Genomic DNA, 26,091 nt, shown 5'->3' on the forward strand with positions numbered 1-26,091 from the left:
GCCGTTCGAAAGGACGATGGGATATATGAGTTATATGAATGTTATATAATATAACTCTTTAATTTTGAAAGACCTCTCTTGCAAACGACTCCAAAATGATGAAAGCGAAGTCAAAAGCGAAGCAGGAAAATATTTTGCCGCGAACAGACAAAATATAGCCAACAAAAACAAAATGCGGCCATTTATATGTTATCAAAGATTACATAATATTAGATCAGGCAAACGATGAACTTCATTGGGGAGGATCATAAGAATGAAAAAGACCATAACGCTAGGTCTGACCATGACTTTGGGAGCGGGATTGCTGGCCGCCTGCGGCAGCTCGGAGAACAATTCGGACGCTTCGGCGTCCGCGTCCGATTCTGCGCAGCCGAGCGCCAGCGCCGGCAGTTCGGCCGGCGCCAGCCCGTCGGCGTCCGGTGCGGACGGCGGATCGCAGCTGAAGGGTACGATCACCTGGGCGACGCACCGGACCGAGCTGGTCGATACCGATCTGAAAAAGTACGTCGACGCCTTCGAGGCGAAATATCCGGGTACCGAAGTGAAAATCGAAGGGCTGAAAGACTACGAGCAGACGATTCGCGTACGGATGGCGGCGGACGAGCTGCCGGACGTTCTGTCGCTCGTCGAGACGACGAAAGCGGATTTGCCGAAATTTTACGAGCCGCTCGACGACCTCGGCCTGGACGACGATATTTACTTCAAAGATTTCAATGCCTATCAAGGCAAAGTATACGGCATCACGCAGCAGGTGGCGATCAACGGCCTGCTGTACAACAAGAAAGCGTTCGAGAAGGCCGGCATCGCCGCGCCGCCGAAAACGCTGGACGAACTGTTCGCGGATGCCGATAAGCTGAAGGCCGCGGGCATCGTGCCGATGGCAACCGCGTTCAAGGACGCGTGGACGATGCAATATTGGACCGACCCGGCCGAATTTATCTACGGCAACACGGGCCTGCGCAACGACAAGATCAAGACGGACACCCCGTTCACGGTGGACGGCGCTTACGGGCAAGGGCTCGGCATTCTGAAGCAGCTTTTCGACAAGGGCGATCTGGAGAAGGACGTCTATTCCGCGACTTGGGATCAGACGCAGAAGGATCTGGCTTCCGGCAAGGCGGCCATGATGTACATCGGCAACTGGGCGATTTCGAACCTCGTGAGCAACGGCCTGTCGCTGGACGACATCGGCTTCGTACCGCTGCCCTACGACAACAGCGGCACTTACAAAGGCATGATGCGCAACGACTGGGCTTACGCCGTCAGCGCGAACAGCAAAAACAAGGAGCTCGCCAAGGCGTTCGTCAAGTTTATGATCGAGGAATCCGGCGACTACGCCGATCACATGATCATCTCTCCGCTTAAGGATCAGAAGCAGAGCCTGACGCAAATTACCGACTTCATGAGCTACAACCCGCAAATGATGGAGGCGCAAGCCGTCAGCGAGGACGTAACCGCCGTCGAGAACAAGATGCAGTTCGATCCGTTCAAGTTCGTGCAGGAAGTGACGGTCGGCAAAATGCAGGACGTGTTCGACAGCTACAACAAGAAGTGGGCGGCGGCCAAGGCATCCGTTGCCAAAGGCAAGTAACGCAGCACGTCGGAAAAGGTTGGCCCAGGCGAAAAACTCGGGCAAGACGGATGACCGGTCCCTCGGATCGTCCGTCTTGCCTGCCGGGCCTCCGTCGCGGCAAGAGAGGGGAGACAGCCAGTGCCCGGCAACTTATCGTACAGACAGCAGAAGAATCTGCTGATCGTTTTGTTCCTGCTCGTTCCGCTAGCCTTGCTGGCGATGTTTTCGTTATATCCGGCCTTTTATCTCATCTACTTAAGCTTCATGACCTGGGACGGCTTCAGTCCGGAGAAGACGTGGGCGGGTCTCGCGAACTATAAGGAAGTGTTCCATAACCGCGAAATCTGGGCGGCCTTCTCGCACAACTTCGTCTATCTCGGCTGGGGACTTTTCCAGAACGCGCTCGGCTTACTCTTCGCCCTGCTGCTCAATTCCCGAATGAAGGGGCGCAACGCGTACCGGGTCGTTCTGTTTATGCCCTACATCATGAACGGCGTCGCCGTCGCTTATATGTTCAATTACGTATTCAACTCGGAATACGGCTCGCTCAACACGCTGCTGCATGGCGTCGGACTGGACTCCTGGGCGATCAGCTGGTTCGGGTCCCCCAAATTCGTCAATCACGTCCTGGGCTTCATCACGCTGTGGAAGTTCATGGGGCTTAACATGGTCATTTATTTGGCCGCGCTGCAATCGGTTCCGTCCGAGATCGTCGAGGCGGCCCGGATCGACGGCGCGTCCCGCGCGCAGGCGATCCTGCATGTCATTCTGCCGAACATCACGAAGGTGATCGAGCTCAACCTGTTCCTGACGATCATCGGCACGCTGGAAATCTTCGATCTGCCGTTCCTGTTGACCGACGGCGGTCCGCTGGGCGCGAGCGAGACGTTCCTGACCATGACGATGAGCACCGCGTTCAAGTTCAATAACTTCGGCATGGCTTCGGCGATGAGCATCACGTTGATCGCCGCCGTTATCGTCGTGCTGGGCATTCAGCGATTCGTGACCCGGAGGTGGGGAGAATGAGCCGGGGCTACGGGCCGATCGGCCTGCTCAAGCACGCCGTCGCGTGGATAGCCGTTGCGATCGTCGTTTTCCCGCCGTATATTCTGGTGCTGAACGCGTTCAAGAGCAAGACGGAATTTTCGCAGACGAGCGTGTTCAAGCTGCCGCACAGCTTTCTGAACTTCGAGAATTTCTCGACCGTGCTGCATCGCGCGCATCTGGACCGCGCTTACTTCAACACGCTGATCATCATCGTGTGCGCGGTCATCGGCAACGTCGCGCTCGGAACGATGGTCGCCTACGTGCTGGGACGGTTCGACTTCATGCTCAAAAAGCTCGTCATGGGCGCCTATATCGCCGTTTCGTTCGTACCGACGATCACGACGCAGGTGGCGACCTTCACGGTTATTCACGGGCTCCATCTGTACAACACGAGATGGGCGGCGATCGTGCTGCATCTAGGCACCAGCGTGCTTCAGCTGTTTATTTATTTGCAATTCCTGCGCAACATCCCGAAGGAGCTGGACGAAGCGGCGATGATGGAAGGGGCGTCCCTGCTGCGGATCTACCGGACGATCATTTTCCCGCTGCTGGCGCCGGCGACGGCGACGATCGTCATCATCAAGACGATCGACATTTACAACGACATGTTCATTCCGTATTTGTACATGCCGGCGCAGAAGCTGGCGGTCGTCTCGACCAGCCTGATGAACTTTTCTTCGGAGCGCAGCACCGAGTGGGAGCTGATGAGCGCGGCCATTCTGATGATCATGGTGCCGATCGTCGTGCTGTATTTGTTTTTCCAACGGTATGTGTTTGCCGGAATCGTCAACGGTGCAGTAAAATGACTGTACTTCTAACAGGCGAACATCCGGGGGGAACGGGACATGCGGAAGGGAAGAGGTCGCTACTTTGTCTGGCGGGCGGCGGAATGGCTGGTTACAGCCTTTGCCAACCGCAGCATGCAGGTGAAGCTGCTGATCGTGTTCCTGGCGCTTGTCTGCCTTCCGCTAGTCGTCATCAGCTACGCTTCGTCCCTGTCTTACACGCATTCCATTAAAGCGAATACAACCGCTTATTCGACCGAGATCACGTCGAAGATGCTGCTGAAGATTGACGATTACGTAACCGATCTGTACAACATGTCGGCGATGCCGCTGTACAACGATGACTTTCTTGATTACTTATCCAATGCGGACCAATCGCTCGAAAAGGTCAATTTCATCGACCTCTACATCCGCAATCTTAACAAGATCAAGCCGGACACCGTCTCGGTGTATGTCTTCGACAACTTCGGCAACGTTTACTTCAACGTCAAAACCGGAGGCGAGCGGGCCAACCTCGACAAGGCGAAAGCCGAATGGGGGCGGATCGCCGCGCAGGCGGACGGGAGACCGGCGCTCGTCAGCACGCAGGAGGTATCGACGGACAACAATTCGTATTATGCTTTCTCGGTCATCCGAGAGCTGAAGCAGACCAAGGATATGAGCCCGATCGGCTTCATCGTGTTCGATACGAACATTACCGCCATCAACCGGCAAATTCAGGACTTCGACCAGGTAACCAAGGGCGAAACGGTGCTTGTCGACGACGACAACAAGGTGGTGTTCGACAGCGACCGCGAGCAGATCACGCAGGATCTGTCCGGCAGCGAGTCGGTCCGCAAGGCGACGGGAAGCGAGGGCTCGTTCCCGATCTCCCTGAACGGCAAGGATTATATTTGCACGTACGCGAAGTCCGCGCTGACGAACTGGAAGATGTTCGTCTACATTCCGATGGCGGACGTCACCCGTCAGGCTACAGTCACCCGCAACGCGACGCTGATCACGACGGTCATCTTCGTCACGGCGGCGCTGCTCATCGCGATCGCCATCTCCTACGCGCTCACCCGTCCGCTCAGCCGGATCAAAGCGCTCATGCAGGAGGTGCAGGCCGGGCGGCTGGACGTCAGCTTCAACCAGAAGTACCGGGACGAGGTCGGGATGCTCGGAAGGCACTTCAACCTCATGGTGAACCGGATCCGCGACTTGCTCGAGGAAGTGAAGCGGACGCAGACGAGGAAAAAGGAAGCGGAGTTCGCCGCGCTGCAGAGCCAGATCAATCCGCATTTCATCTACAATACGCTGGAGATGATCCGGATGCGGGCGGAGCTGAACGACGACGAGGAAGTGGCGGACATGACTTTTACGCTCGGCAAGCTTCTCCGCTACGGGGTCAACCATGAGGAACAGCGGACGACGGTCGCCAGAGAACTGGAGCATTTGAGCCATTATATGATGCTGCAAAACCAGCGCTTCTCGAACCGGTATGCGTTCGTTACGGACGTTCCGCAGCGCTGCCTGGAGGCGGAATGCGTGAAGCTGATGCTCCAGCCGATCGTCGAGAACGCCTTGTACCATGCTTTCAAAGACCGGCTTACCGGCGGAATGATCCGCGTCGCCGCCCGCGAAGAAGGGGAAGAGCTCGTCTTCGCCGTCGCGGATGACGGTTGCGGCATGGACGAAGCCGCGCTCAAGAAGCTTCGCGAGCATCTCGGAGGCATCCGGGGGCATGCGGCTCCCGGCCGGGGCATCGGGCTGCGCAACGTGCACGAGCGGATTAAGCTGCAATACGGCGAAACCTACGGCCTCGCGGTCGAGAGCCGGGAAGGGGAAGGAACGACGATAACGGTTCGGCTGCCGCTCAAGCTTCCTTACGAGGGAGAGGAGGTTGCGATATGCTGAAGGTGATGATCGTCGACGACGAGGAACATATCCGGCTCGGCATCGCGAAGATCTTGTCCAAATATCCGGGCGGTCTGACGATCGCCGGACAGCATGCGAACGGGCTGGAAGCGATGCTCCAGCTGTCGGCGATGGAGCCGGACGATCTGGACGTCGTCATTACAGATATCGAGATGCCGATGATGGACGGGCTGCGCTTTATCGAGCAGGCCAAGAGCAAGCTGCCGCACCTGAACATCGTCATGCTGAGCGGCTATAACGATTTTGAATACGCCCGCCGATCGATGCGGGCGGGGGCGACCGACTACCTGCTCAAGCCGATGGACAAGGTCGAGGTGTTCAAGCTGCTGGACCGGTTCGCGGAGAAGAAGCGAGAGCTCTCGGGCGGCGGGACGGAAGGAACGGCGGGAGCGGAAGCCGGCGCGGGAGCGGAGATGGCGCCAGCGCCGGCTGCTTCGTCACAAGGCGAGAACGGCACGGTCGAGCGCATCCGCAGGCTGCTGGCTCAGGAGTACAACCGAGAGATCGACCTGAAGTATATCGCCGACAAGGTCGGCTTCAACGCGAGCTATATCAGCAAGCTGTTCAGCCGCGAGACCGGGGAGACGATCACCGACTGCCTGAACCGGATGCGCATCGACAAGGCGAAGCAATTCCTGATCGATCATCCGGGCCTCAAGGTGTACGAGATCGCCCACGTCGTCGGCTACGGGGACAAAATCTATTTTCAGAAGCTGTTCAAACGGACAGTCGGCGTGACTCCGCTGGAATACCGGGCGGGCGCGTCCGGCGGCGGCGAGGAGTGAGGACGCGGCATGGGATTGCTGACGATGAGAGACGGCCGTTTTTATAGGGATGGCGCGCTTTGGCGGATGATCGGAGGGGCGATGCACTACTTCCGGATCGTCCCGGATTATTGGGAGGATAGGCTGCGCAAGCTGAAGGCTTGCGGCTTCAACACCGTGGAGACATACGTGGCTTGGAACGTTCACGAGCCGAAGGAGGGACGCTTCCGGTTCGACGGAACGGCGGACGTCGAGCGGTTCGTGCGGCTGGCGGGGCGGCTCGGGCTTAGCGTCGTTTTGCGGCCGAGCCCGTATATCTGCGCCGAGTGGGAGTTCGGCGGCCTGCCGTCCTGGCTGCTGGCCGATCCCGGCATGAGGCTGCGCTGCAGCTATCCCCCGTATTTGGAGAAGGTCGCGGCTTATTACGACGAGCTGCTGCCGCGCTTGAAGCCGCTGCTCGCCACTTCGGGCGGACCGATCGTCGCGCTGCAGATCGAGAACGAATACGGCAGCTACGGCAATGACAAAAATTATTTGACTTTTCTGAAAAATAAGCTGATCAGCGGCGGCATGGACGTTCCGCTGTTTACCTCCGACGGGACCGAGGACTATATGCTTCAGGGCGGAACGCTCGAAGATACGCTCATTACGCTGAATTTCGGCTCCAATCCGGAGCGGGCGTTCGAGCGACTCGGCGAGTATCAGCAAGGCAAGCCGCTCGTCTGCATGGAGTATTGGAACGGATGGTTCGACCATTGGGGCGACGAGCACCACGTTCGCGGCCACGAAGACGTCGTGGACGTGCTGGACCGAATTCTCGGGATGGGCGCTTCCGTCAATTTCTATATGTTCCACGGCGGCACGAACTTCGGCTTTTTCAACGGGGCCAACCATATCGAGTTTTACGAGCCGACCGTGACGAGCTACGACTACAACGCGCTGCTGTCCGAATCGGGCGACATCACGGACAAATATTTGGCGATCCGAGAGGTAATCGGCCGCTACGCCGAACTGCCGGACGAACCGCTGCCGCCGCCGGCTCGGAAGCTGGCGTACGGCGAAGTGCGGCTGACGGAGCGGGCGCGGCTGTTCGACTCGTTCGACCGTCTGGGCGAACCGGTGAGCAGCGTCTATCCGGAGACGATGGAGCGGTTAGGTCAGGATTACGGGTTCATTTGGTACGAGACGTTCCTGTCCGGGCCGCGGCCGGAGTGCGAGATTATCCTGCAGGAGGTGCGCGATCGGGCGCTCATCTACTTGGACGGCGTCTATCAGGGTGTCCTCGAGCGCTGGGGCGCCGATTCGGTGACGGTCGACGTGCCTGCCGGGGGCGCGAAGCTCGGCATCCTGGTCGAGAATATGGGCCGGATCAACTACGGCTCGCGGATGCGCGATGTCAAAGGGATTACCGAGGGCGTCAAGGCGGGCAAGCGGCTGTACCATCACTTCCTGTTCGACTGGACGATCCGCAGTCTGCCGATGGACGATCTGTCGGGCCTGCGCTTTGAACGGCTGCGGCCGGACGAGACGGACTTTGCGGCTGTGGCGGAGTCGGAACGAGGCGAAGCGGCAAGGGACGTCCGCATTTCGGAGGAGAAGGCTGCGGAGCCAGAGGCTGAGTCGGACTCCTCGGAAGCTGCGGCGGTCGGGCCGGCCTTCTATCGCGGGACGTTTCACGTAGAAGAAGCGGCGGACACGTTCCTGAAGCTTGAGGGCTGGACGAAGGGCGTCGCGTACGTCAACGGGTTCAACCTCGGCCGCTATTGGGAGAAGGGGCCGCAGAGAACATTGTACGTGCCCGGTCCGCTGCTGCGCGCCGGGGAGAACGAGCTGGTGCTGTTCGAGCTGCATGGCGCGAAGACGCCTATTGTTACGCTGCAGGATTTTGCGGAGCTAGGGTAAGCGGAAAAACGGCAGGCGGCATGGCCTCAGTGTGGCTGAGGTTCGGGGCGAGTTGTTGCTTTTCGGCACTTATACCATTCACGAAGACGTGAGAGGGCTTATATGTCAATGAGCCGAGTCGAATATGGCAGGCATCATGAAGGGAAAGAAGGATTGCGATGAAGATCGGAATTATCGGCTACGGCGTGCGCATGGACTATTTTCTGGACCGGTTGCTGGAGCTTGAGCGCGGGGTGGAACTGGCGGCGGTGGCCGACCCGGATATGGAGAAAGCCCGGCAGCTGCTCGAAGCCAAGGGGATCCGCGGCGTTCGCTTTTACCCCGAGGCGGACGAGATGCTGGATCGTGAAAGGCTGGACGGCGTCATGATCGGCACGCGCTGCACGCTGCATACCCCCCTGGCGCTCAAGGTCATGCGGCGGAACCTCCCGCTGTTTCTGGAGAAGCCGGTCGGCACGACGGAGGCAGACCTTCTGCGGCTGGAGAAGGCCGCGTCGGAATCGTCTTCCGAGGTCGTCGTCTCCTTTCCGCTGCGCAACACGCCAATCGCGAAGCTGGCGAAGGAGATCGTCGACTCCGGACGTCTGGGGCCGATCGAGCACGTTCAGGCCGTCAATAACGTGCCGTACGGAGGCGTCTACTACCACAATTGGTATCGCGACGAGGAGCAGACGGGCGGCCTCTTCCTGCAAAAGGCGACACACGATCTCGATTGCCTGAACTACCTGATCGGACTTCGCCCCGTGGCGGTGTCGGCCATGGAGTCGAAGCGGGTATTCAAAGGCAGCAAGCCGGCCGGCCTGCGCTGTCGGGATTGCAACGAATATTACGAGTGCCCGGAGAGCCCGTACGTGCTGGAGCGCATCAAGCAGGAGGAAGTGACCGGAGAACTGTGCGCGTTCGCCGTCGACACCGGCAACCACGACTCGGCGAGCGTTCTGATCCGCTACGAGACCGGAATGCACGCCGTCTATTCGCAGAACTTCTACTCGCGAAAATCCGCGGGCAGAAGAGGAGCGAGGCTGATCGGCTACGAAGGCACGCTCGAGTTCGATTGGTACCGCGACGAAGTGACCGTTCATCTGCACGGCGCGCCTCGAGTCGAGACATACAAGCTGGAGGCGGCGAAGCTGCCGCACTTCGGAGGCGATTCGGCGCTGGCGCAAAACTTCGTCCGCGTCATGGCGGGCGAGGAGCGTTCGCATACGCCGTTGTCCATGGGAATCGCGAGCGCTCTGATGTGCCTGAAGGCCGAGCGTTCCGCGCGAACGGACACGTACCAGACGCTGGCTTCGTTCGTGGAGGCGCGATGAGCGCGCCGCCCCGCTTCCATTCGCTCGTCGCTCACGACGGCCACGACCCCAGGCATCACGGAGCCGTCCATCCGCCGCTGTACGACAGCTCGCTGTTCACGTTCGCCAGCGTGGCGGAGATGGAACGGGCCGATGCGGACCCGGACAGCTTCATCTATTCGCGCGGGAACAATCCGACCGTGCGGGAGCTGGAGACGCGGCTGGCCGCCATGGAGGGAGGGGAGAGAGCCCGCTGCTTCGCGACCGGTATGGGCGCGATCTCGGCCGCCGTGCTCTCCTCCGTGCATGCCGGCGACCATATCGTCTGCGTCGATCAGGCCTACGGGCCGGCAAGGGAGCTCATCGGCTCGTATGCGCGGCGATTCGGGATCACGGCCGACTTCGCGGACGGCACCGACCTTGGCGCCATCGCCGAGGCAGCACACCCGGAGACGAAGCTGCTCTATTTGGAGAGCCCGACGAGCCTTCTGTTCGAGCTTCAGGACTTGCGCGCGTGCGTCGAATGGGCGCGGGAACGCGGCATTCGCACGATCGTCGACAACACCTGGGCGAGCCCTTGCTACCAGAACCCGCTGGCGTTCGGCATCGACCTCGTCGTGCATTCGCTGACGAAATATGCGGGCGGCCATAGCGATTCGATGGGCGGCGTCGTCATCGGCCGCGAGGCCGCAATCCGCAAGATCGACCGCAGCGAGTTGAAGCTGCTCGGCGCCGTCATGCAGCCTCATGCGGCGGCATCGATCGCCCGGGGGTTGCGGACGCTGCCGCTGCGCATGGAGCGGCACGAAGCGAGCGCCTTGGCGATCGCCTCCCATTTGGAGGAGCTGCCGTTCGTGACGTGCGTCCGCTATCCCGGCCTGCCTTCCCATCCCCAGCACGATCTGGCCCGAAGCCAGATGTCCGGCTTCGGCAGCCTGCTCTCGTTCGAGGCGGGAGACGATCGCGAGCGGTTCGTCCGATTCGTCGACGCCCTGCGTTTTTTTCGGATCGGCTTCAGCTGGGGAGGCTACGAAAGCCTCGTCTCCTTGCAGACGGCTTCCTTCGGCAAGGCACGCCGCTCCGTGCCGGTCGTCCGGCTGCACGTCGGGCTGGAGGAGCCGCAGGACCTGATCGCGGATCTGGATCAAGCGTTCCGGGCCGCCGGCTTCCAATCTCTTTGAGCTAGTGCAAGCAACCTTTCCCGTTCCACGGCCCTATTCGCGCACGTAATCCCGCCACTGGTGCTTCGGCTGCCAGCCGAGCAGCCGCTTGGCCCGCTCATTGCTCAGCAGCGTCTCATGCCCGTTCAGCGGCCGGCGAAATTCGCGCACCTCGGGGAAGCGCGCGGCCAGCAGCTCCCGGCTCGGAATCGCGCTGCTCGTGTCGTCCGCCGCCAGGTTGACGGCGACCGAGCCGAGCCCGTCGGCTTCGATCGCCAGCCGGCAAGCCTCGGCGATGTCGCGGGTGTCGACATAGCTCCATAAAATCCGGTCGCGCTGGGCGGGATCGTGAAGGAACGACGGGAATCGCTCGTAATCTTCCGGCGCGATCACGTTGCCGATCCGCAGCGAGACGACTTGCATGCCGGTGCGGCGGTGGAACATGTCGGCCGTTTGCTCGTTTACGACCTTGGACAGCCCGTAGCTGTCCTGGGGCAGCTGCGGATGGTCCTCGTCGACCGGCACGTAAGTCGGACCGAACCGGTTGACCGCGAACACGATGCCGTACGACGATTCGCTGGAGGCGATGACCGCTTTCCGGATGCCGAGCCCCGCGGCCGCCTCCAGGACGTTGTAGGTGGAGACCACGTTATTCTCGAAAGTCACTTCGTTCGTCCGAATATGCGCAGCCGGAATCGCGGCGAGATGAACGACCGCATCCGCGCCGGCCAATGTTCCGTATACTTCTCCCAGACGGGTCAGATCGACCAGAAGCGTCGGACAGAGCGGCTCTTGCGGCCGCACCGCATCCGCGTTCACCACGTCGTATCCTTGTTCGGCCAAGTGCCGGACAACCCACCTGCCCAGCTTGCCGCTTCCTCCCGTAACCACGACTTTTGCCATCGCGCATTCCTCCTGAACGTTTCTTTTTTTCGCAGATTCGCTTCTTCATTATAGAAGACCGGCTTCGCGCCGGGGAAGTACGGAAGCGAAGTTCATCAAATGACGGAACGGTTACCAGCTATACTCGGATATACGGGGCTCGGCCCGCCGAAATTGGACAATTCGGGCTCCGCTTATATAATGAAGGAGCGAGGAGAAGCCGCTTAAAGCCGTCGCTCAAGGCCGGCAAGCCAGGAGGAGAAAGGCATGTTTTATTCGCTAAGAAGCCGTTTGATCGCCGTTTTCGTCCTGCTGTTCGTGCTGTCGTTCGGCGCGCTGTCGTTTCTGATTTTCAACGAATCCCGCTCCATCATCCGCTCTTATATCGAGTCGTCCGCCCTGGAGAAAATGGACGAGTACGGCTCCTACGTCGATATGGTCCGGACGCAAATCTATGACCTCTCTTCCCTTATCTTCAACAGCTCGACGACGAGCGAATGGGACGACGCCGTGTCCGATCCCGCCCTGCCGGACGGAGAGAAGATGCTGGCCCATATCAAGCTCAGCAAGTTTCTGTCGCAAGCGACCAGCAGCTACACCAGCTTGTCCTCCGTGGCCGTCTACCGCCGGGAGGGTCTGTGGGTCAGCCTGAACAATCAGGTCGTGCAAGACGACTCGTTCCTACGCCAAGAATGGTATCAGAATTTTACGCAGAAAAGCGTTCGCTGGCTTCCCGCCCACACCGACGAAGTGGAGATGCGGATCAACAACAACCCCAATCCGGTCGTCAGCATGCTGATGCCGATCGGCGCTTTCGAACCGTCCGCGGCCCGGATCGTACTGAAGGTCAACGTTCGGGCGGAATATTTTCTGGAGCCGCTGACCCGCATCCACCTCGGGGAGAAGGGGACGATCTACCTTCTCGATCAAGACGGCAACCAGATGCTGGCGCAAGCGGCTTACGACGCCGGGAAAGCGGTTCGGAGCGAGCTCAAATCCGCCCGGGACGGCTCAAGCAAGCAAGGCGTCGTCTACTTCAAGAACGAGCGCGGACAGCGGCAGATCATGGTGTACAAAAAGCTGGCGTTGACCGATTGGATGCTCGTCGGCTTCGTGTCCGAGCAAGATTTGTACGCTCAGATGTTCAAGCTGCGCAGCAGCATTTTCTGGATCGCCGCGCTGCTGCTTCTTCTGTCGCTCGTGATCTCGCTATGGCTTTCCCACGGCGTTACGAAGCCGCTCTCCCGGCTTGTACTGGCGATGCGCCAAGTCCAGCGGGGGGACTTCGACAGCGCCGAGAACCGGCTGCCTTCGCAGCGGAGCGTACGCAACGAGGTCGGCTTCGCGACCGCGACGTTCCGCCATATGGTCGGCCAGCTCCGGCACCATATCCGCAACGAATTCGAGCTGAAGCTGCTTCGGCAGCAGGCGGAATACAAGGCGCTGCTCATGCAGATCAATCCGCATTTCCTGTTCAATACGCTGGAGCTGCTGAGCAGCTTATCCATGCAGAAGAGAACCGACGATTCGGTGGAGGTTATCGAATCGCTAGGGAAGATGCTGCGCTTCTCCTTAAGGGCCGACGACGATCTGATCCCTTTGAAGAAGGAACTCGGCTACGTGCGGGAGTATGCTTCGATCCTGCAGATCCGGTTCCGGGACCGGCTGCGGCTGACGATCGAGGAAGAAGGGGATCTGGAGCGGCTCATTGTGGTCAAGTTCATCCTGCAGCCGCTCATCGAGAACGCCGTCAAGTATGCGTTCCGGCAGCAGTCCAACGCCCGCGTGGACGTCCGGATCCGGCGCATGGGGGCGCGCGTCCATCTGAGCGTCGCCGACAACGGTCCCGGCATGTCCGAAGAGCTTAAGCAGCAGCTGCTCGCGCGAGCCGCCGAATCCCGGCCCCATCAGGTTCTGTCCGCCGGGGACCGGCAGATCGGCCTCGGCAACGTGCTCGCCCGCTGCCGCCTGTATTACGGCTCGCTGTTCGAAGTCCGCATGGACTCCGCATCCGGAGAGGGCCTCCGCATCGAGCTGATCCTTCCCGCACAGGAGGTGCCCAAAAATGTACCGCTTATTGATCGTGGATGACGAACCGGAGATTCGCGAGGGGCTTCGGCTGAAGATCGATGCCGAGCGGCTCGGCCTGGACTGGGCCGGAGAAGCGTCGAACGGCATCGAAGCGCTGGAGAAGCTGGAGGAAGAGCTGATCGATATCGTCGTGACGGACATGAATATGCCGGTGATGGACGGCGTCTCGTTTCTGGAGACGTGCCGCGAACGCTACCCCGACGTCCGCGTCGTCGTCATTACCGGCTACGAGGACTTCCAGTACGCTCGCGCGGCGCTGCGCAACCAGGCGAGCGACTACTTGCTCAAGCCCGTCGCCCGCGACGAGCTGAACGGCGTGCTGGCCAAGCTGACGGCCGCGATGGACGCGGAGCGGAAGAAGCGGGAGCAGGAAGCGAAGACCCGCTGGGAGCTGACCCAATATTACAAAGAGATGAAAGAGCACTTTATCCTTCGGCTCGTCAAAGGAGATTTGGACCGGGAGCAGACCGTACTGGACGGAGCCGGAAGGTTCGGCTTGGAGGACTGGGCGGAACGGGACGTACGATTTCTGACGGCCGGTTTCCGCGAGCGGGACGTGCGGGCCGCGGGTGCGGACTCCGAAAGCGCGACAGCGGGAGCGCCGGAGCTGTTTCGCCTGCCGTTCGAGCGGATCTGCCGCCAGCGCGCGGCGGCGGCCGCCCCTGCGTGCGAGGCGTTCCGCGATCCGAACTATCCGGGCCTGATGCACTTCGTCACCTGGGAAGACGAAGAGTGGCTGAACCGGTTCGCGGAGGACTTAAGGGAACAGTCGCGCGCGGCGCTCGGCTTCGAGCCGACGGCGGGCCTCAGCCGCAGCGTGTCCGGCTTCCGGCAGTGGAAGGAAGGCTATCTCTCGTCGCTGCTTGCGTGGAACTTGTCCGAGAGCGAGCTCGCAGGCGACGACCGGCGGGCGGAGAACGCCCTGGAGCCGACCGACGAGGAGATGTCCGTCGCCTCGCGGCATCTGGCCAAAGGGGAGCAGGACGCGTTCGATCGAACCGTCCGGCATTTGCTCCAGGAGGCGCTCGCCGTCTCGCCCGCCCGCTTCGTCAAAGTGATCTTCCAGGTGTACCTGCTGCTGGAAGCGGCGGCGAACGAGCTGCGCCTGCGGCTGGACTCGTCCGAGCAGCTGTGGCTGAGGCCCGAGATGGCGCTGGCCCTGGATAACGTGGATAAGGCCGGGGCGTTCCTCGGCGGCATCGCCCGCAAGATCGGCCGGCGGCGCCAGGCCGAGGCGGACGGGGGCGACTTGTCTCTGATCGAGAACGCCCGGCAGTACATCCAGGACAACTACATGTCGGACCTGAACTTGACCCAGATCGCCGAACGGTTCAATTACAACGCGTCGTACTTCTCGGAGCTGTTCAAGAACAAGGTCGGCAAGACGTTTATCCAATACCTGACCGAAGTCCGAATGGCGCAGGCCGTCCGGCTGCTCGAGACGACGCAGCTCGGACTGTGGGACATCTCGGAGCTCACCGGCTTCGGCAGCGCCAGCTACTTCAGCAGCAAGTTCAAGCGGATGTACGGCATGTCCCCGTCCGATTACCGCCAGCAGGCGCCGGGAAAAGGCAAAGCCTAAGAACGTTCGGCGTTTCGGTCGAAGAGCAGCGGGAAGTATTCGTTATCGAACGGCTGGCCGTCCTTGGGGCGGGGGCCCAAATATTTGACGTTGTCGTGCCTTTGCGTATGCGCTTTGTAACGCGTATTTCCCGGCATCAGATGCGCGACGACGGACAGACGCGGGGCGGAGGTCAGGTTCGCGCCGCTACCGTGGAACGTCAGCGCATGGTGGAAGCTCGCCTGGCCGGCTTTCAGAATGCACGGCTCCTCGACCCACTCCCGTTCTCCTCCGAACTTCCGGCGCAGGGCGTCCATGTCCTGATCGAAGAACGCGTCGCTGTCCTTGATCAGCCCCCACTTGTGCGAGCCCAGGATCGTCATCATGCCGCCATTGCTCAGATCGGTATCCTGCAGCGCGATCCAGGCGGTGACCATGTTCGTCGTGTCGCTGGACTGCCAATAGCCGTAATCCTGATGCCAGCCGACGTTGCCGGCGTTGGAGCTTGCCCCGTTCAAGCCAGGCTTGTAAATGACCTGGTCGTGCCACAGCCGGATGCTGTCCACGCCGAGCAGGTCGGCGGCAAGACGGCCGAGCAGCGGGTCGGTCACCGTCTCGCGGACGCGGTCGTTGATCCACCACCCGTTGTCCAGCTTGCGAAGCTTGACCGAATCGTACTGGGGCACGTCGTACATCGGATAGCCGTCGCCGTCGAAATCGCGCGACCAGATCCGCTCATGCGCCTCGCGAAGCGCCGCGATCTGTTCGTCGCTCAGCAGCTTCGGGCTGATCCAGTAGCCGTCCCGGTCGAACTGTTCTTTATCCGCTTGCGTGATGACAATGTTTTCCTTCATGGTCCGATTCCCCTTACCGAAGATTTTGGCGTTCCCCCGCCGCTTGGCGGTATGACTGCATCATAAGGGAGAAAGCGTACCGTTGACGTTCATAACCGTGGAGAGTAAGATTTTGTACATGAGCGATAAAAATGTACATATCAAGCGATTGACGACGAGCGGCGACGAGTGGGGAATTCCGGAACTGGAAATGTTCGGCTTCGACGATACGCGCAAAGCGATTCCGCTGCCGGTCCACCGGCACGATCACGCTTATGAGTTCGTCTATATCGAGAGCGGGAAGGCGAGCTGGGAGGTAAGGGGGCACGCGTATGAGACGCGAACCGGCGAAGCGTTCCACTCCAAGCCCGGCGAGGCGCACCGCGGCAGCTACGACGTGATCGAGCCTTGCCGGTTCTGGTGGCTGATCGTTCGATTCCCGGAAGCGGGGGCCGAAGAGAGCCGCTGTCTCGGATTGGGAGGCGAGGAACTGCGCCGGCTGCAGGAAGCGCTGGACGGTCTGCCCCGGGTCACGCGTCCCGGAGCCGAACCGCTGCGCTGTCTTCGGCGCATTCGTTCCGCCCTGCAGACCGGCGGACGCTTCGCCGACATCGAAATTCGGCTGTGCCTCGTCGATTTTCTGCTGCAGCTTTGCGCCGCCGGAACCGCCGATACGGACGCGGTGCCTCCCGATCTGAAGATCGGCATCGACGACGTTCTGAAGGAGGGAACGGAGCGGCCGGAATGGAATCCGAGCCTTCCGGAACTGGCCGCCCGAGCGAACGTCAGCCCGTCTTATTACCACCGTATTTTCAAAAGCTATACCGGCCTTACGCCCAAAAAATATTTCGAGCACGTCAAAATATCCGAAGCGTCGAAGCTGCTCCAGCAATCGAACCTGCCGATTACCGACATCGCCTATCGGCTCGGCTACAGCTCGACGCAGCACTTCGCCGCGGCCTTTCGGCGGTTCTCGGGGCAGACGCCGACGGGCTGGCGTTCCGGGCATTCTGAAAAAATTGATAGCGAAGTGCCGAAGAAATAGAATTCAGCCGATCCCGCGGCCTGCTTATGATGGATGTATATCATCAGAAGGAGGACCCGCGATGCGAACTTCACGCAGGTCGCTGCTGCAAACGCACAACCGCACGGCATACGCGTTTTTGCTTCCGTGGCTGATCGGCTTCTTTTGCCTGACGCTCGGGCCGATGCTCGGTTCGCTGTATCTATCGCTGACGAAGTACAATCTATTGTCTTCGCCGCATTGGATCGGCTTCGACAATTACAAGACCATTTTTTCGGACGACTCGACGTTCACCCATTCGCTTGTCCTGACGTTCAAGTATGTCCTCCTGTCCGTTCCGCTGCGACTTATCTTCGCCCTGCTCGTCGCGATGGCGCTCAACAAAGGCATCCGCGGACTCGGCCTCTACCGGACCGTTTACTACGTTCCGTCCCTGCTCGGCGGAAGCGTCGCCATCTCGATCGTCTGGCGGCAGATCTTCGACAGCGAGGGCATCGTCAACAAGTTCCTCGGCTGGTTCGGCATTGCCGGACCGTCCTGGATCGCTCACCCCGACTATCTGCTTTATCCCATTGTCGCTTTGTCCGTCTGGCAGTTCGGCTCGTCGATGGTCATCTTCCTGGCCGGCCTCAAGCAGATTCCGGCCGACTTGTACGAAGCGTCCCAGGTCGACGGGGCCGGGAAAATCCGTCAGTTCTTCCGCATCACGCTGCCGATGCTGACGCCGGTGCTTTTCTTCAACCTGATCATGACGATCATCAACTCGTTCCAGGCGTTCACGCCCGCTTACGTCCTTGGCGACGGCCGCGGCGGCCCGCTGGACGCATCGATGTTCTATACGCTTTATTTGTATCTCAAGGGCTTCGCCTACTTCGACATGGGTTACGCGTCCGCGCTGGCCTGGATCATGCTGATCATTATCGCCGTCCTGACCGGAATCGTCTTCGCCACCTCGAGGTACTGGGTTTTCTACGGCGACGGCAAGGAAGGGAGGTAAACGGGCATGCTTACCATGAGAAGGAACTATTCCGCCGCGATCAAGCATATTTTGATCATCCTGATCGGACTGGCGATGCTGTATCCGGTGCTGTGGCTGCTCGCCAGCTCGTTCAAGCCGAATCAGGACATCTTCACGGAGACGGGCTTGTGGCCGCATACGTTCACGTTCGATAACTACCGAAACGGCTGGAAAGGATTTCAGGGCGTCACGTTCGCCCGGTTCTTCGGCAATTCCGCGCTCGTCTCGGCGCTCGCCGTGCTCGGCAACATCGTCACGTGTTCGCTGGCCGCCTACGCCTTCGCGCGGCTGGAGTTCCGCTTCAAGAAGGTATGGTTCTCGCTCATGCTCGTGACCATCATGCTTCCGTACCACGTCACGCTCGTGCCGCAATACATCATTTTCAGCGAGCTGCACTGGATCAATACGTTCTACCCGCTCATCGTTCCGAAGTGGCTGGCTCACGACTCGTTCTTCGTGCTGCTGATGGTTCAGTTCATTCGCGGCATCCCGCGGGAGCTGGACGAGAGCGCGACGATCGACGGCTGCAACCAGCGGACGCTGTACTTCCGCATCATCCTGCCGCTGCTCGTACCGGCGCTGATCACGACGGCGATCTTCACGTTCATCTGGACGTGGGACGACTTCTTCAGCCAGATGATCTACTTAAGCGATCTTAAGCTGTTCACGGTCCAGCTCGGCATCCGCGCGCTGTTCGACCCGTCCGGCTCGTCCGACTGGGGCGCGCTGCTCGCGATCTCGGTGCTGTCTCTGCTGCCGATTACGATCATCTTCCTGGCGTTCCAGCGTTACTTCCTCGACGGCATCGCTACAACCGGCCTGAAGTAACCACCCGAAAAAATTGATAGCGAACAGCCGAAGGAATAACATTCAAGCCAGGCCCGATTCCAAGTAGCATGAGCGTTGTAAACGCTTGAACTTTATATGACAAGGGGAGAAGATCGACATGAAGAAAAGATGGATGAGCGTCGCGCTGGCCGGGATGACGGTCGCGCTGGCGGCGTGCGGCAGCTCCGGCGGCAATGCATCGAATGCAGGAGGCGCGTCCGGAAGCTCGCCGAGCGCCAGCTCTTCGAGCGCCGGCGGCGACCAGAAGCAGGTCGAACTGCGGATGATGTGGTGGGGCGACCAGACGCGCGCCGACTTGACGAACAAGGCGATCGAGCTGTTCGAGCAGAAAAATCCGAACATCAAGGTAACCGGAGAATTTGGCCCGAACGACGGCTATTTCGATAAACTGAACACCCAGCTTGCTTCCGGCACGGCGCCGGACATCTTCTTCCTCGGCGGCAACGTAACCGATTACGCCAGCAAAGGCGTGCTGCTCGACCTGGACCCCTATGTCGGCAAACAGTTGAACCTGGACGACATGGACACGACGATGGTCCAATACGGGACGCTGGACGGCAAGCTCGTTCATATCTCGGCCGGCGCCAACGCCCGCGGCATCGTCATCAACAAGACGATGTTCGAAAAGGCCGGCATCCCGGTTCCGCAGGACGGATGGACGTGGGACGACTACGCCAAAATCAGCAAGGAAATTTCCGACAAGCTGGGCAAGGGCTATTATGGCACGTACAACTTTACGACCGACGGCGAAGACATCTACCTGAAGCAGAACGGCAAGCAATTGTACGATATGGCGAACAACAAGCTCGGGTTCGAGGAAGCGGACATTCTGCCGTGGTTCCAGTTCTGGGATAAGGCGTCGAAGGATGGCGGCGTCGTCCCGATCGAGCAGCAGGTATCCAACCCGCCGACCGATTCCGGCAAGTCGCTCATCCTGACGGGCAAAGTGGCGATGACGCTGATCCCGTCGAACATGCTGGCTACTTTCCAAGGCTTGACGAAGGACGAACTGACGATGGTTCAAGTGCCGCGCGGACCGAAAGGCACCGGCGTCGTGTTCGAATCGAGCCAGGGCATGTCGGGTTACGCAAAAACGAAAAATCCGGAAGCGGTCGCGACGTTCATGAACTTCTGGATCAACGATCCGGATGCCGCGAAGATTCTCGGCAATAATCGCGGCGTTCCGGTGACGGCGACGAGCCGCCAGACGCTGGAAGCCGCTGCGACCGACGCCGACAAGATCGTCTACGACTTCACGAGCCGCGTCTCCGAGGCGAACAAGAAGGAACCGTTCGCAATCAGCTACAACCCTCCGGGCAACTCGGAGTTCATCAAGCTGTCGGACGATACGGTGCAGAAGATCGGGTTCGGCAAAGAGGACGTGGAAAAGGCCGTCTCCGATTTCTATTCCGGTACGGTGAAGATTTTCCAGAGCAACCAATAAAGAGCGCGTGAATCGTCCCCCGAGAGAACCGGATCGGCCGCTGCGGCCTCCGGCCCCCTCGGGGGATTTGCGCGGGGAAAGCGGGGAACGATCCGTTGAACGAGCATCCATTGTTGAACAAGCTAAGGCAGATCAAGTTGATCGACCGGCTGGGGGAACTCGGCAAGAGCTCCGATCGCCCGATCGCGGAGCAGTGGGAGCGGACGGGCGTCCGCTTCGCGGCGTCCGAAGGAAAGCTGGAACAAGTCTACTACCGCGCGCTGCGAAGACTTCTGGACTGCATCGTTCCGACCGGCGGCGACAAGCCGATTCTCCACGAAGGCGGCATCTATCTCGGCTGCTGGCTGGAGAGTACGGGAACGATCAACGCGGAGCTGCTCTCGCGCTTTCTTCCCGGCGTGTCGGAAGCGACGTACCTGACCTTCGCGCGCCATCAGCGCGAAGACGGAATGCTTCCTTATAAAGTGACGGAGAACGGCCCGGCCTACCGTCAGATCCAGCTGGTCAGCCCGCTTGCCCGCAGCGTCTGGAACCATTACTCGCTGCACGGCCGGGACCGGGTCTTCCTTGCGGAAATGTACGGGGCGATGGCGCGATACGATCGCTGGCTTGCCGAACACCGCAATACGAGAGAAACCGGCTGCGTCGAAGCGTTCAGCACGTTCGATACCGGCCACGATCTGTCGCCTCGATTCTGGCACGTGCCGGATACGCCGCACGAAGGCGACTCGAAGCGGTGCGATCCGAACTCGCCGATTTTGCCGTTCCTGGCGCCGGACTTGACCGCCAACGTCTACTGCCAGCGCCTTTACCTGGCACGGATGGCCGAAGAGCTGGGCGAATCGGGCGAAGAATGGCGCGAGAAGGCGGCGGAAAGCCTGAACGCGCTGTTCCGCTTCTGCTTCGACGAGGCGGATCACTTCTTCTACGATCGCGACCGGCACGACCGGCTCGTGAAAATCCAGTCGGACGTGCTGCTCCGCGTCATGGCCTGCGAGGTCGGCGACCGGGAATTTTTCGACGAGTCGCTGCGCCGCTATCTGCTGAATACGAGAAAATTTTTCGCCAAATATCCGTTTACCTCCATGGCGATGGACGACCCGCGCTTCGATCCGTTCTCCAGCTACAACAGCTGGGCCGGTCCGTCCAACTTCCTGAGCCTGATCCGCGCGCCTCACGCGTTCGAGCATCACCACCGGCACGTCGAGCTGACTTGGGCGATGCAACCGATCTTGTCGTCGTTCGCCAAGGCGACCCGCTTCGCGCAAGCGGTCAGCCCATGGACCGGCGAGGAAGGCTTCACCGAGGCGTATTCGCCTTCCATTCTGTGCCTGCTCGATTACGTGGAGCGGCTGAGCGGCATTCTGCCGCGGCCGGACGGCGAGCTGTGGTTCACCGGCTTGACGCCTTACGCGATGGATCATGGCGAGGAAGCGGCCGGCGAGACCGCGTACGCCCGGACGGTGGACGGCGTCCGGTATGAGCTGCTCAACTTGCGCGGCGGATCCGAGCTTTACCGCGACGGCATGCCTCATCTGGCGTTTCCGTCCGGCGTTCGGGTAATCGCGGGACGATTCGGGCAGCCGATCGGCGTGATCGGCATGAGCGTCCGTACGGTCGAAGGAACGCTGCGATGGGAAGGCCGCGAGTTTCCGTTCGCGGTAAAAGGAAACCAGCTGCTCAGATTCTCGGACGGGAAATTCGAGAGCGAGCGGGATATCGGCTTGATCTATCCGACCTACGAGTAAGGAGCGATAATTGCGGTGAAAAACAAAGACATTCAAATACGGGATCCGTTCGTCCTGCCCGACCCGGCCGCGGGCAAGTATTATCTGTTCGGCAGCACCGACGCGAACATCTGGGGACCGGGAACCGGCTTCGACGCCTATGCGGGCGACAATTTGGACGACTGGGAAGGCCCGTTCCCGGTATTCCGTCCGCCGGCCGGCTTCTACTCCGATACGAATTTCTGGGCGCCGGAAGTGTACGCCGTCGGCGGCCGTTACTATATGTTCGCGACGTTCCGCCGCAAGGACAACGGCCGGCTGGGCACGGCCGTGCTCGCCGCCGACGGCCCGCTCGGCCCGTTCGCGCCGCATAGCCCCGCGCCCGTGACGCCGGAAAGCTGGACTTCGCTGGACGGAAGCTTATATACGGACGAATCGGGTCGGCCGTGGATGGTGTTCTGCCACGAATGGCAGCAGATCGGCGACGGCGAAGTGTGCGCCGTTCGGCTAAGCGCCGATCTGAAGGAAGCGGAGGGCGAGCTGGTCACGCTGTTCCGGGCGTCCGAGGCGCCGTGGACGACGCCGTTCGTGTCTCCGCGATATCCGGATACGGTCAATTACGTGACGGACGGACCGTTCCTGTTTCGCGGACCTTCCGGATCGCTCTATATGCTGTGGGCCAGCTTCATCGACAACACGTACGCGCTCGGCGTCGCCCGGTCGGAGTCGGGAGATGTGCTCGGCCCCTGGATTCATCAGCCGGAGGCGCTCTATCGGAACGACGGCGGGCACGGCATGGTGTTCCGCGCGTTCGACGGCCGGCTCCTGCTCACGATCCATGCGCCGAACCGGACGCCCGAAGAACGGCCGCTGTTTATGGAGATCGAGGAGCGAGACGGACGGATCGGGCTTGCGGAGATTTGATCGGTCCTCTTGTCGATAAAATCGACTTACAGGGACCGATGGGACGTCCGGACGAGGAATAAGTCGATAAAATCGACTTACAGGGACCGATGCGACGTCCGGACGAGCGATAAGTCGATAAAATCGACTTACAGGAACTTATGGGACGTCCGGACGAGCGATAAGTCGATAAGATCGACTTACAGGGACCGATGGGACGTCCGGACGAGGAATAAGTCGATAAAATCGACTTACAGGGACCGATGCGACGTCCGGACGAGGAATAAGTCGATAAAATCGACTTATAGGGACCGATGGGATGTCCGGACGAGGAATAAGTCGATAAAATCGACTTACAGGGACCGATGCGACGTCCGGACGAGGAATAAGTCGATAAAATCGACTTACAGGGACCGATGCGACGTCCGGATGAGGAATAAGTCGATAAAATCGACTTACAGGGACCGATGGGACGTCCGGAAGGAGAATAAGTCGATAAAATCGACTTACAGGGACGTAAGCATGTTCGGCCGTCCTGATGCGTCTTCGGAGCTTTCTAGACGCAGGCGTCGAAAACGTTCAAAACCGGTAACGCCGTCCGACGGACAACCGTTCATCTTTTCCGCACCGACATCGTATGAATACAAGAGAGGATGTCGGACGGAAAGGAAGCGAACGATGGAAGGACAATTATTTACGTGGGAGTCGCTGTCGGCGATCGGCGGAGCGTCGCTGCTAACCTTTTTCGTCGTGCAATATACGAAAGGCTTGGTGGACCGGATCGCTTCCTGGCTGCCGACGGACGTTTACGCGGTCGGGGTGTCGTTCCTCATTCTGCTGCTCGCCCAGATCGCCAAGGGGGCCGACTCCGCCGACTGGCGGCTGTACGTGCTGTCGTTCGCGAACGCATTTCTGGTGGCATCCGCGGCGGCGCAATTGCACAATAAGGTGATCAATCCGCCCGGGGCGAAGCGGAACAAGAGCTGACCGGAATCTCAACGCCTTCTTCTCCCGTCATCCCCTCCCGAAGTCCAGGTCGAAACCCGACTTCCGCACTCCCGCGAACGCGACGCGGGCCAATCGGCGCGTCTCTCGTTTTTTCCTAGAATGGAGTTAAGGAGAAAACGAGACGAAAGCGGGGATTCTTAATGGGGAAGACAGAAGGGACCGTGGCGCTGAACGCCGAATGGAGGACGCCGAGCGCGGGAATCGCGCATGCCGCGGGAGCCCGGGCGAGGCAGACCGTCTGGATGGCCTGGGAAAAGGTTGTCGGCATCGGCATGGAGTGGGGCAGCGAGGGAACGTATTCGTTCGGCATCTGCAAGCTGCTCGTCAAACGGCATCGCGGGAAGCCGATCGTTTGCCGGGACGGCACGCGCATCGAGAGGGGCGAGCTAATCGGGGAGCTTCATCTGGATAACGCCAAGGTGCTGGAGCTGACGCGGGAAATGTCCCCGAGCCGGGCGGCGCTTCTGACGGCGCGGCAAGCCCGGGACGACATGCGGTGCATTCAGGCTGCGCTCGAGTCGCACCCGGAGCTTGTCCGTGTCCGGGGGTTGACCGGCATTACGCTGCTGCATCGAGGGCTGCTCCACGGACTGGGCTTCGAGCTGCAGAGATTGCCTTCGCGGATGGAGGAACGGATGTGCGCCTTCTATCTGCGAGTGCTGCTTAGGTTCCTTCATCCCGAGGGAGGCCGCCGAGTGGCTGGCAACGGCGGCAAGCTGACGCCGATGCGTCTCGTTCATTCCCGCTCGTCGCTGCGGCGGCAATTCGCTCAGCCGCAATCGCATACGAACTAAAAAACGGACCTTGCTCTCAAGAAGCCGATTCGGCGCCTTTATCGAAGGGCGCAGGATCGGCTTCTTTTCGGAAAGGCGCCTCGGGGCTTTCCGACGCCTCGGCTATATCACGGGGCCTCCCCCAAAAGTACTCGGAATAGGCTACGCCAGCTCCCGTCACTTTTGGGGGATATCCTCAGCGTCTGCCTCTCGACCTGGATCCGCCGCGGAAGCCGCGGGCATCCGCCATCCCGGTGCCGCAGAAAACGTCTTTGGTCGTGCAGGTATACACGTGATTCGGCACCGGCACGCAATGATGGCGGCGAATCACCTCCACCTGATGAACGACGTTGACGACTTGCGGATGGTAGTAATCCTCATATACAGCCTGGGGCGGATCGTAAACGGTCTGTGTCGGACAGCTCGGGCAAGACGGGTCGGACATTCCAATCAAACTCCTTTCCTGGGATGTTGTACAGTATACGGGGCATTGGCCTGCCGCGACTGTTCAAATGCCTATACTCGCGAAAAGCGATAGCGATTTTCCGAAAAGCTCCCATAAGCACTTCAGTTCCGGCTTCCGAACATCGAACATGTTGGAATAAAGCTCCTGAGGCCCAGCCAGACTAAAAGGGATTACGGATTCGGCAATTAAAGGAGGAAAAACGAATGAGATTTCTCCGGATCTCATCCAGAGGCTGGGGGAGAATCGTTCTGCTGGCGGGAGTTGGAGCGTTCGCTTTGACCGGGACGGGCAATGCGTACGCATCCGTTCCCGCCGAGCAGAAAGACGCCGGAGTTGCGGCGATCAAGCGCGTCGCGATCGTCATCGACGATTTCGGCAACGGAATGAAGGGGACGGACCAGATGCTCGGGCTGCCCGTGCGGCTGACGACGGCCATCATGCCCTTCCTCCCGACGACGCATCAGGATGCCGAAGCCGCTCATGCCAAAGGGCACGACGTGATCGTCCATCTTCCGATGGAGCCGGTTCGCGGAAAGGCCAGTTGGCTCGGGCCGAAGGCAATCCTGACGTCGCTCCCCGACGACGAGATCCGCCGCCGGGTCGAAGCTGCCATCGCCGACGTGCCGTATGCGGTCGGCATGAACAACCACATGGGCTCCAAAGCGACGGCGGACGAACGTGTCATGCGGATCGTGCTTCAGGTTTGCAAGGAGAAAGGCTTGTTTTTCCTCGACAGCCGAACCTCTTACAAGACGGTCGTCCCGAAGGTGGCGAAGGAGGTCGGCGTTTCGCTGCTGCAGAACGACTTGTTCCTGGACGATGTCTATACGATGCATCATGTATCGAAGCAGCTTCGCTTGCTGAAAGAAGAACTCGCCAAGAAGGACAGCTGCGTCGCCATCGGACACGTCGGCCCGTCCGGTCTGGTCACTTCGGGAACGCTGCGGTCGGTCATTCCGAAGTGGGAAGGAGAAGTTCGCTTCGTAGGGGTCTCGGAACTGCTCTCCGCGCCCTGAACGCATGCCGAAGAGGCCGCCCGGCCGGGCGGCCCCAGAATGTCGAGAAACCCCTG

Annotated in this window: 22 protein-coding genes; 19 read left to right on the top strand and 3 right to left on the bottom strand. The window is 60.2% G+C overall.

Annotation, left to right across the window (positions count from 1 at the left end; all coding sequences use genetic code 11):
• Window positions 1-253 precede the first annotated feature (253 nt).
• The 8 genes from H7C18_RS01180 to H7C18_RS01215 all read left to right on the top strand — a co-directional run bounded on the left by H7C18_RS01180 (window position 254) and on the right by H7C18_RS01215 (window position 10,461).
• On the top strand, window positions 254-1,591 hold the full coding sequence (locus tag H7C18_RS01180; RefSeq protein WP_185127169.1) for an ABC transporter substrate-binding protein: 1,338 nt from the start codon (window positions 254-256) through the stop codon (window positions 1,589-1,591).
• 120 nt (window positions 1,592-1,711) lie between these two features.
• A complete protein-coding gene (locus H7C18_RS01185) occupies window positions 1,712-2,599 on the top strand; it encodes a carbohydrate ABC transporter permease (protein ID WP_337912658.1) in 888 nt (295 codons plus the stop codon).
• Complete coding sequence (locus H7C18_RS01190) at window positions 2,596-3,426, top strand: carbohydrate ABC transporter permease (RefSeq protein WP_185127170.1); 831 nt, start codon at window positions 2,596-2,598, stop codon at window positions 3,424-3,426. Before H7C18_RS01185 ends, H7C18_RS01190 begins: the two co-directional genes overlap by 4 nt.
• A gap of 39 nt (window positions 3,427-3,465) precedes the next feature.
• Window positions 3,466-5,301, top strand: coding sequence for a sensor histidine kinase (locus H7C18_RS01195; protein ID WP_185127171.1), 1,836 nt, complete (start codon window positions 3,466-3,468; stop codon window positions 5,299-5,301).
• Window positions 5,295-6,107: a response regulator gene (locus tag H7C18_RS01200; RefSeq protein WP_185127172.1), complete on the top strand. Its 813-nt coding sequence runs from the start codon at window positions 5,295-5,297 to the stop codon at window positions 6,105-6,107. Before H7C18_RS01195 ends, H7C18_RS01200 begins: the two co-directional genes overlap by 7 nt.
• 9 nt (window positions 6,108-6,116) lie before the next feature.
• Window positions 6,117-7,988: a glycoside hydrolase family 35 protein gene (locus tag H7C18_RS01205; RefSeq protein ID WP_185127173.1), complete on the top strand. Its 1,872-nt coding sequence runs from the start codon at window positions 6,117-6,119 to the stop codon at window positions 7,986-7,988.
• 158 nt (window positions 7,989-8,146) lie between these two features.
• Window positions 8,147-9,301, top strand: a complete 1,155-nt coding sequence (locus H7C18_RS01210; protein WP_185127174.1) for a Gfo/Idh/MocA family protein — start codon at window positions 8,147-8,149, stop codon at window positions 9,299-9,301.
• Window positions 9,298-10,461: a trans-sulfuration enzyme family protein gene (locus tag H7C18_RS01215; protein WP_185127175.1), complete on the top strand. Its 1,164-nt coding sequence runs from the start codon at window positions 9,298-9,300 to the stop codon at window positions 10,459-10,461. Before H7C18_RS01210 ends, H7C18_RS01215 begins: the two co-directional genes overlap by 4 nt.
• A 33-nt stretch (window positions 10,462-10,494) precedes the next feature.
• On the opposite strand, the gene H7C18_RS01220 is transcribed toward H7C18_RS01215, so the two are convergent.
• On the bottom strand, window positions 10,495-11,343 hold the full coding sequence (locus H7C18_RS01220) for an NAD-dependent epimerase/dehydratase family protein (RefSeq protein WP_185127176.1): 849 nt from the start codon (window positions 11,341-11,343) through the stop codon (window positions 10,495-10,497).
• Between the two features lie 246 nt (window positions 11,344-11,589).
• Between H7C18_RS01220 and H7C18_RS01225 the strand changes: the two genes are divergently transcribed.
• Both H7C18_RS01225 and H7C18_RS01230 read left to right on the top strand, forming a co-directional pair.
• Complete coding sequence (locus tag H7C18_RS01225) at window positions 11,590-13,413, top strand: cache domain-containing sensor histidine kinase (protein WP_185127177.1); 1,824 nt, start codon at window positions 11,590-11,592, stop codon at window positions 13,411-13,413.
• Window positions 13,388-14,995, top strand: coding sequence for a response regulator (locus H7C18_RS01230; protein ID WP_185127178.1), 1,608 nt, complete (start codon window positions 13,388-13,390; stop codon window positions 14,993-14,995). Before H7C18_RS01225 ends, H7C18_RS01230 begins: the two co-directional genes overlap by 26 nt.
• On the opposite strand, the gene H7C18_RS01235 is transcribed toward H7C18_RS01230, so the two are convergent.
• A complete protein-coding gene (locus H7C18_RS01235; RefSeq protein ID WP_185127179.1) occupies window positions 14,992-15,828 on the bottom strand; it encodes a phytanoyl-CoA dioxygenase family protein in 837 nt (278 codons plus the stop codon). The two genes, H7C18_RS01230 and H7C18_RS01235, sit on opposite strands and share 4 nt — an antisense overlap.
• Window positions 15,829-15,946: 118 nt before the next feature.
• Between H7C18_RS01235 and H7C18_RS01240 the strand changes: the two genes are divergently transcribed.
• The 8 genes from H7C18_RS01240 to H7C18_RS01275 all read left to right on the top strand — a co-directional run bounded on the left by H7C18_RS01240 (window position 15,947) and on the right by H7C18_RS01275 (window position 24,574).
• Window positions 15,947-16,852, top strand: a complete 906-nt coding sequence (locus H7C18_RS01240) for an AraC family transcriptional regulator (RefSeq protein WP_185127180.1) — start codon at window positions 15,947-15,949, stop codon at window positions 16,850-16,852.
• Between the two features lie 61 nt (window positions 16,853-16,913).
• Window positions 16,914-17,828, top strand: coding sequence for a carbohydrate ABC transporter permease (locus tag H7C18_RS01245; RefSeq protein ID WP_185127181.1), 915 nt, complete (start codon window positions 16,914-16,916; stop codon window positions 17,826-17,828).
• 15 nt (window positions 17,829-17,843) lie between these two features.
• Window positions 17,844-18,677: a carbohydrate ABC transporter permease gene (locus H7C18_RS01250; RefSeq protein WP_185127207.1), complete on the top strand. Its 834-nt coding sequence runs from the start codon at window positions 17,844-17,846 to the stop codon at window positions 18,675-18,677.
• A 118-nt stretch (window positions 18,678-18,795) separates the two neighbouring features.
• Window positions 18,796-20,142: an ABC transporter substrate-binding protein gene (locus H7C18_RS01255; RefSeq protein ID WP_185127182.1), complete on the top strand. Its 1,347-nt coding sequence runs from the start codon at window positions 18,796-18,798 to the stop codon at window positions 20,140-20,142.
• A gap of 95 nt (window positions 20,143-20,237) precedes the next feature.
• Entirely contained in the window at window positions 20,238-21,890 is a 1,653-nt protein-coding gene (locus H7C18_RS01260; protein ID WP_185127183.1) for an MGH1-like glycoside hydrolase domain-containing protein, read from the top strand.
• 15 nt (window positions 21,891-21,905) lie between these two features.
• Complete coding sequence (locus H7C18_RS01265) at window positions 21,906-22,793, top strand: family 43 glycosylhydrolase (RefSeq protein WP_185127184.1); 888 nt, start codon at window positions 21,906-21,908, stop codon at window positions 22,791-22,793.
• 657 nt (window positions 22,794-23,450) lie between these two features.
• Window positions 23,451-23,759: a hypothetical protein gene (locus H7C18_RS01270; protein WP_185127185.1), complete on the top strand. Its 309-nt coding sequence runs from the start codon at window positions 23,451-23,453 to the stop codon at window positions 23,757-23,759.
• 161 nt (window positions 23,760-23,920) lie between these two features.
• The gene (locus H7C18_RS01275; protein ID WP_238357381.1) at window positions 23,921-24,574 is read left to right on the top strand and encodes a YkoP family protein; all 654 of its coding nucleotides are present in this window, start codon (window positions 23,921-23,923) and stop codon (window positions 24,572-24,574) included.
• 175 nt (window positions 24,575-24,749) lie between these two features.
• Here the strand turns inward: H7C18_RS01275 and H7C18_RS01280 are convergent, their stop codons facing one another.
• Window positions 24,750-24,998, bottom strand: coding sequence for a hypothetical protein (locus H7C18_RS01280; RefSeq protein ID WP_185127186.1), 249 nt, complete (start codon window positions 24,996-24,998; stop codon window positions 24,750-24,752).
• A 224-nt stretch (window positions 24,999-25,222) separates the two neighbouring features.
• On the opposite strand from H7C18_RS01280, the gene H7C18_RS01285 reads away from it, so the two are divergent.
• Complete coding sequence (locus H7C18_RS01285; RefSeq protein WP_185127187.1) at window positions 25,223-26,035, top strand: divergent polysaccharide deacetylase family protein; 813 nt, start codon at window positions 25,223-25,225, stop codon at window positions 26,033-26,035.
• Window positions 26,036-26,091 lie beyond the last annotated feature (56 nt).

The sequence above is a fragment of the Cohnella zeiphila genome (assembly GCF_014212055.1).
Lineage (GTDB): Bacteria > Bacillota > Bacilli > Paenibacillales > Paenibacillaceae > Cohnella > Cohnella zeiphila.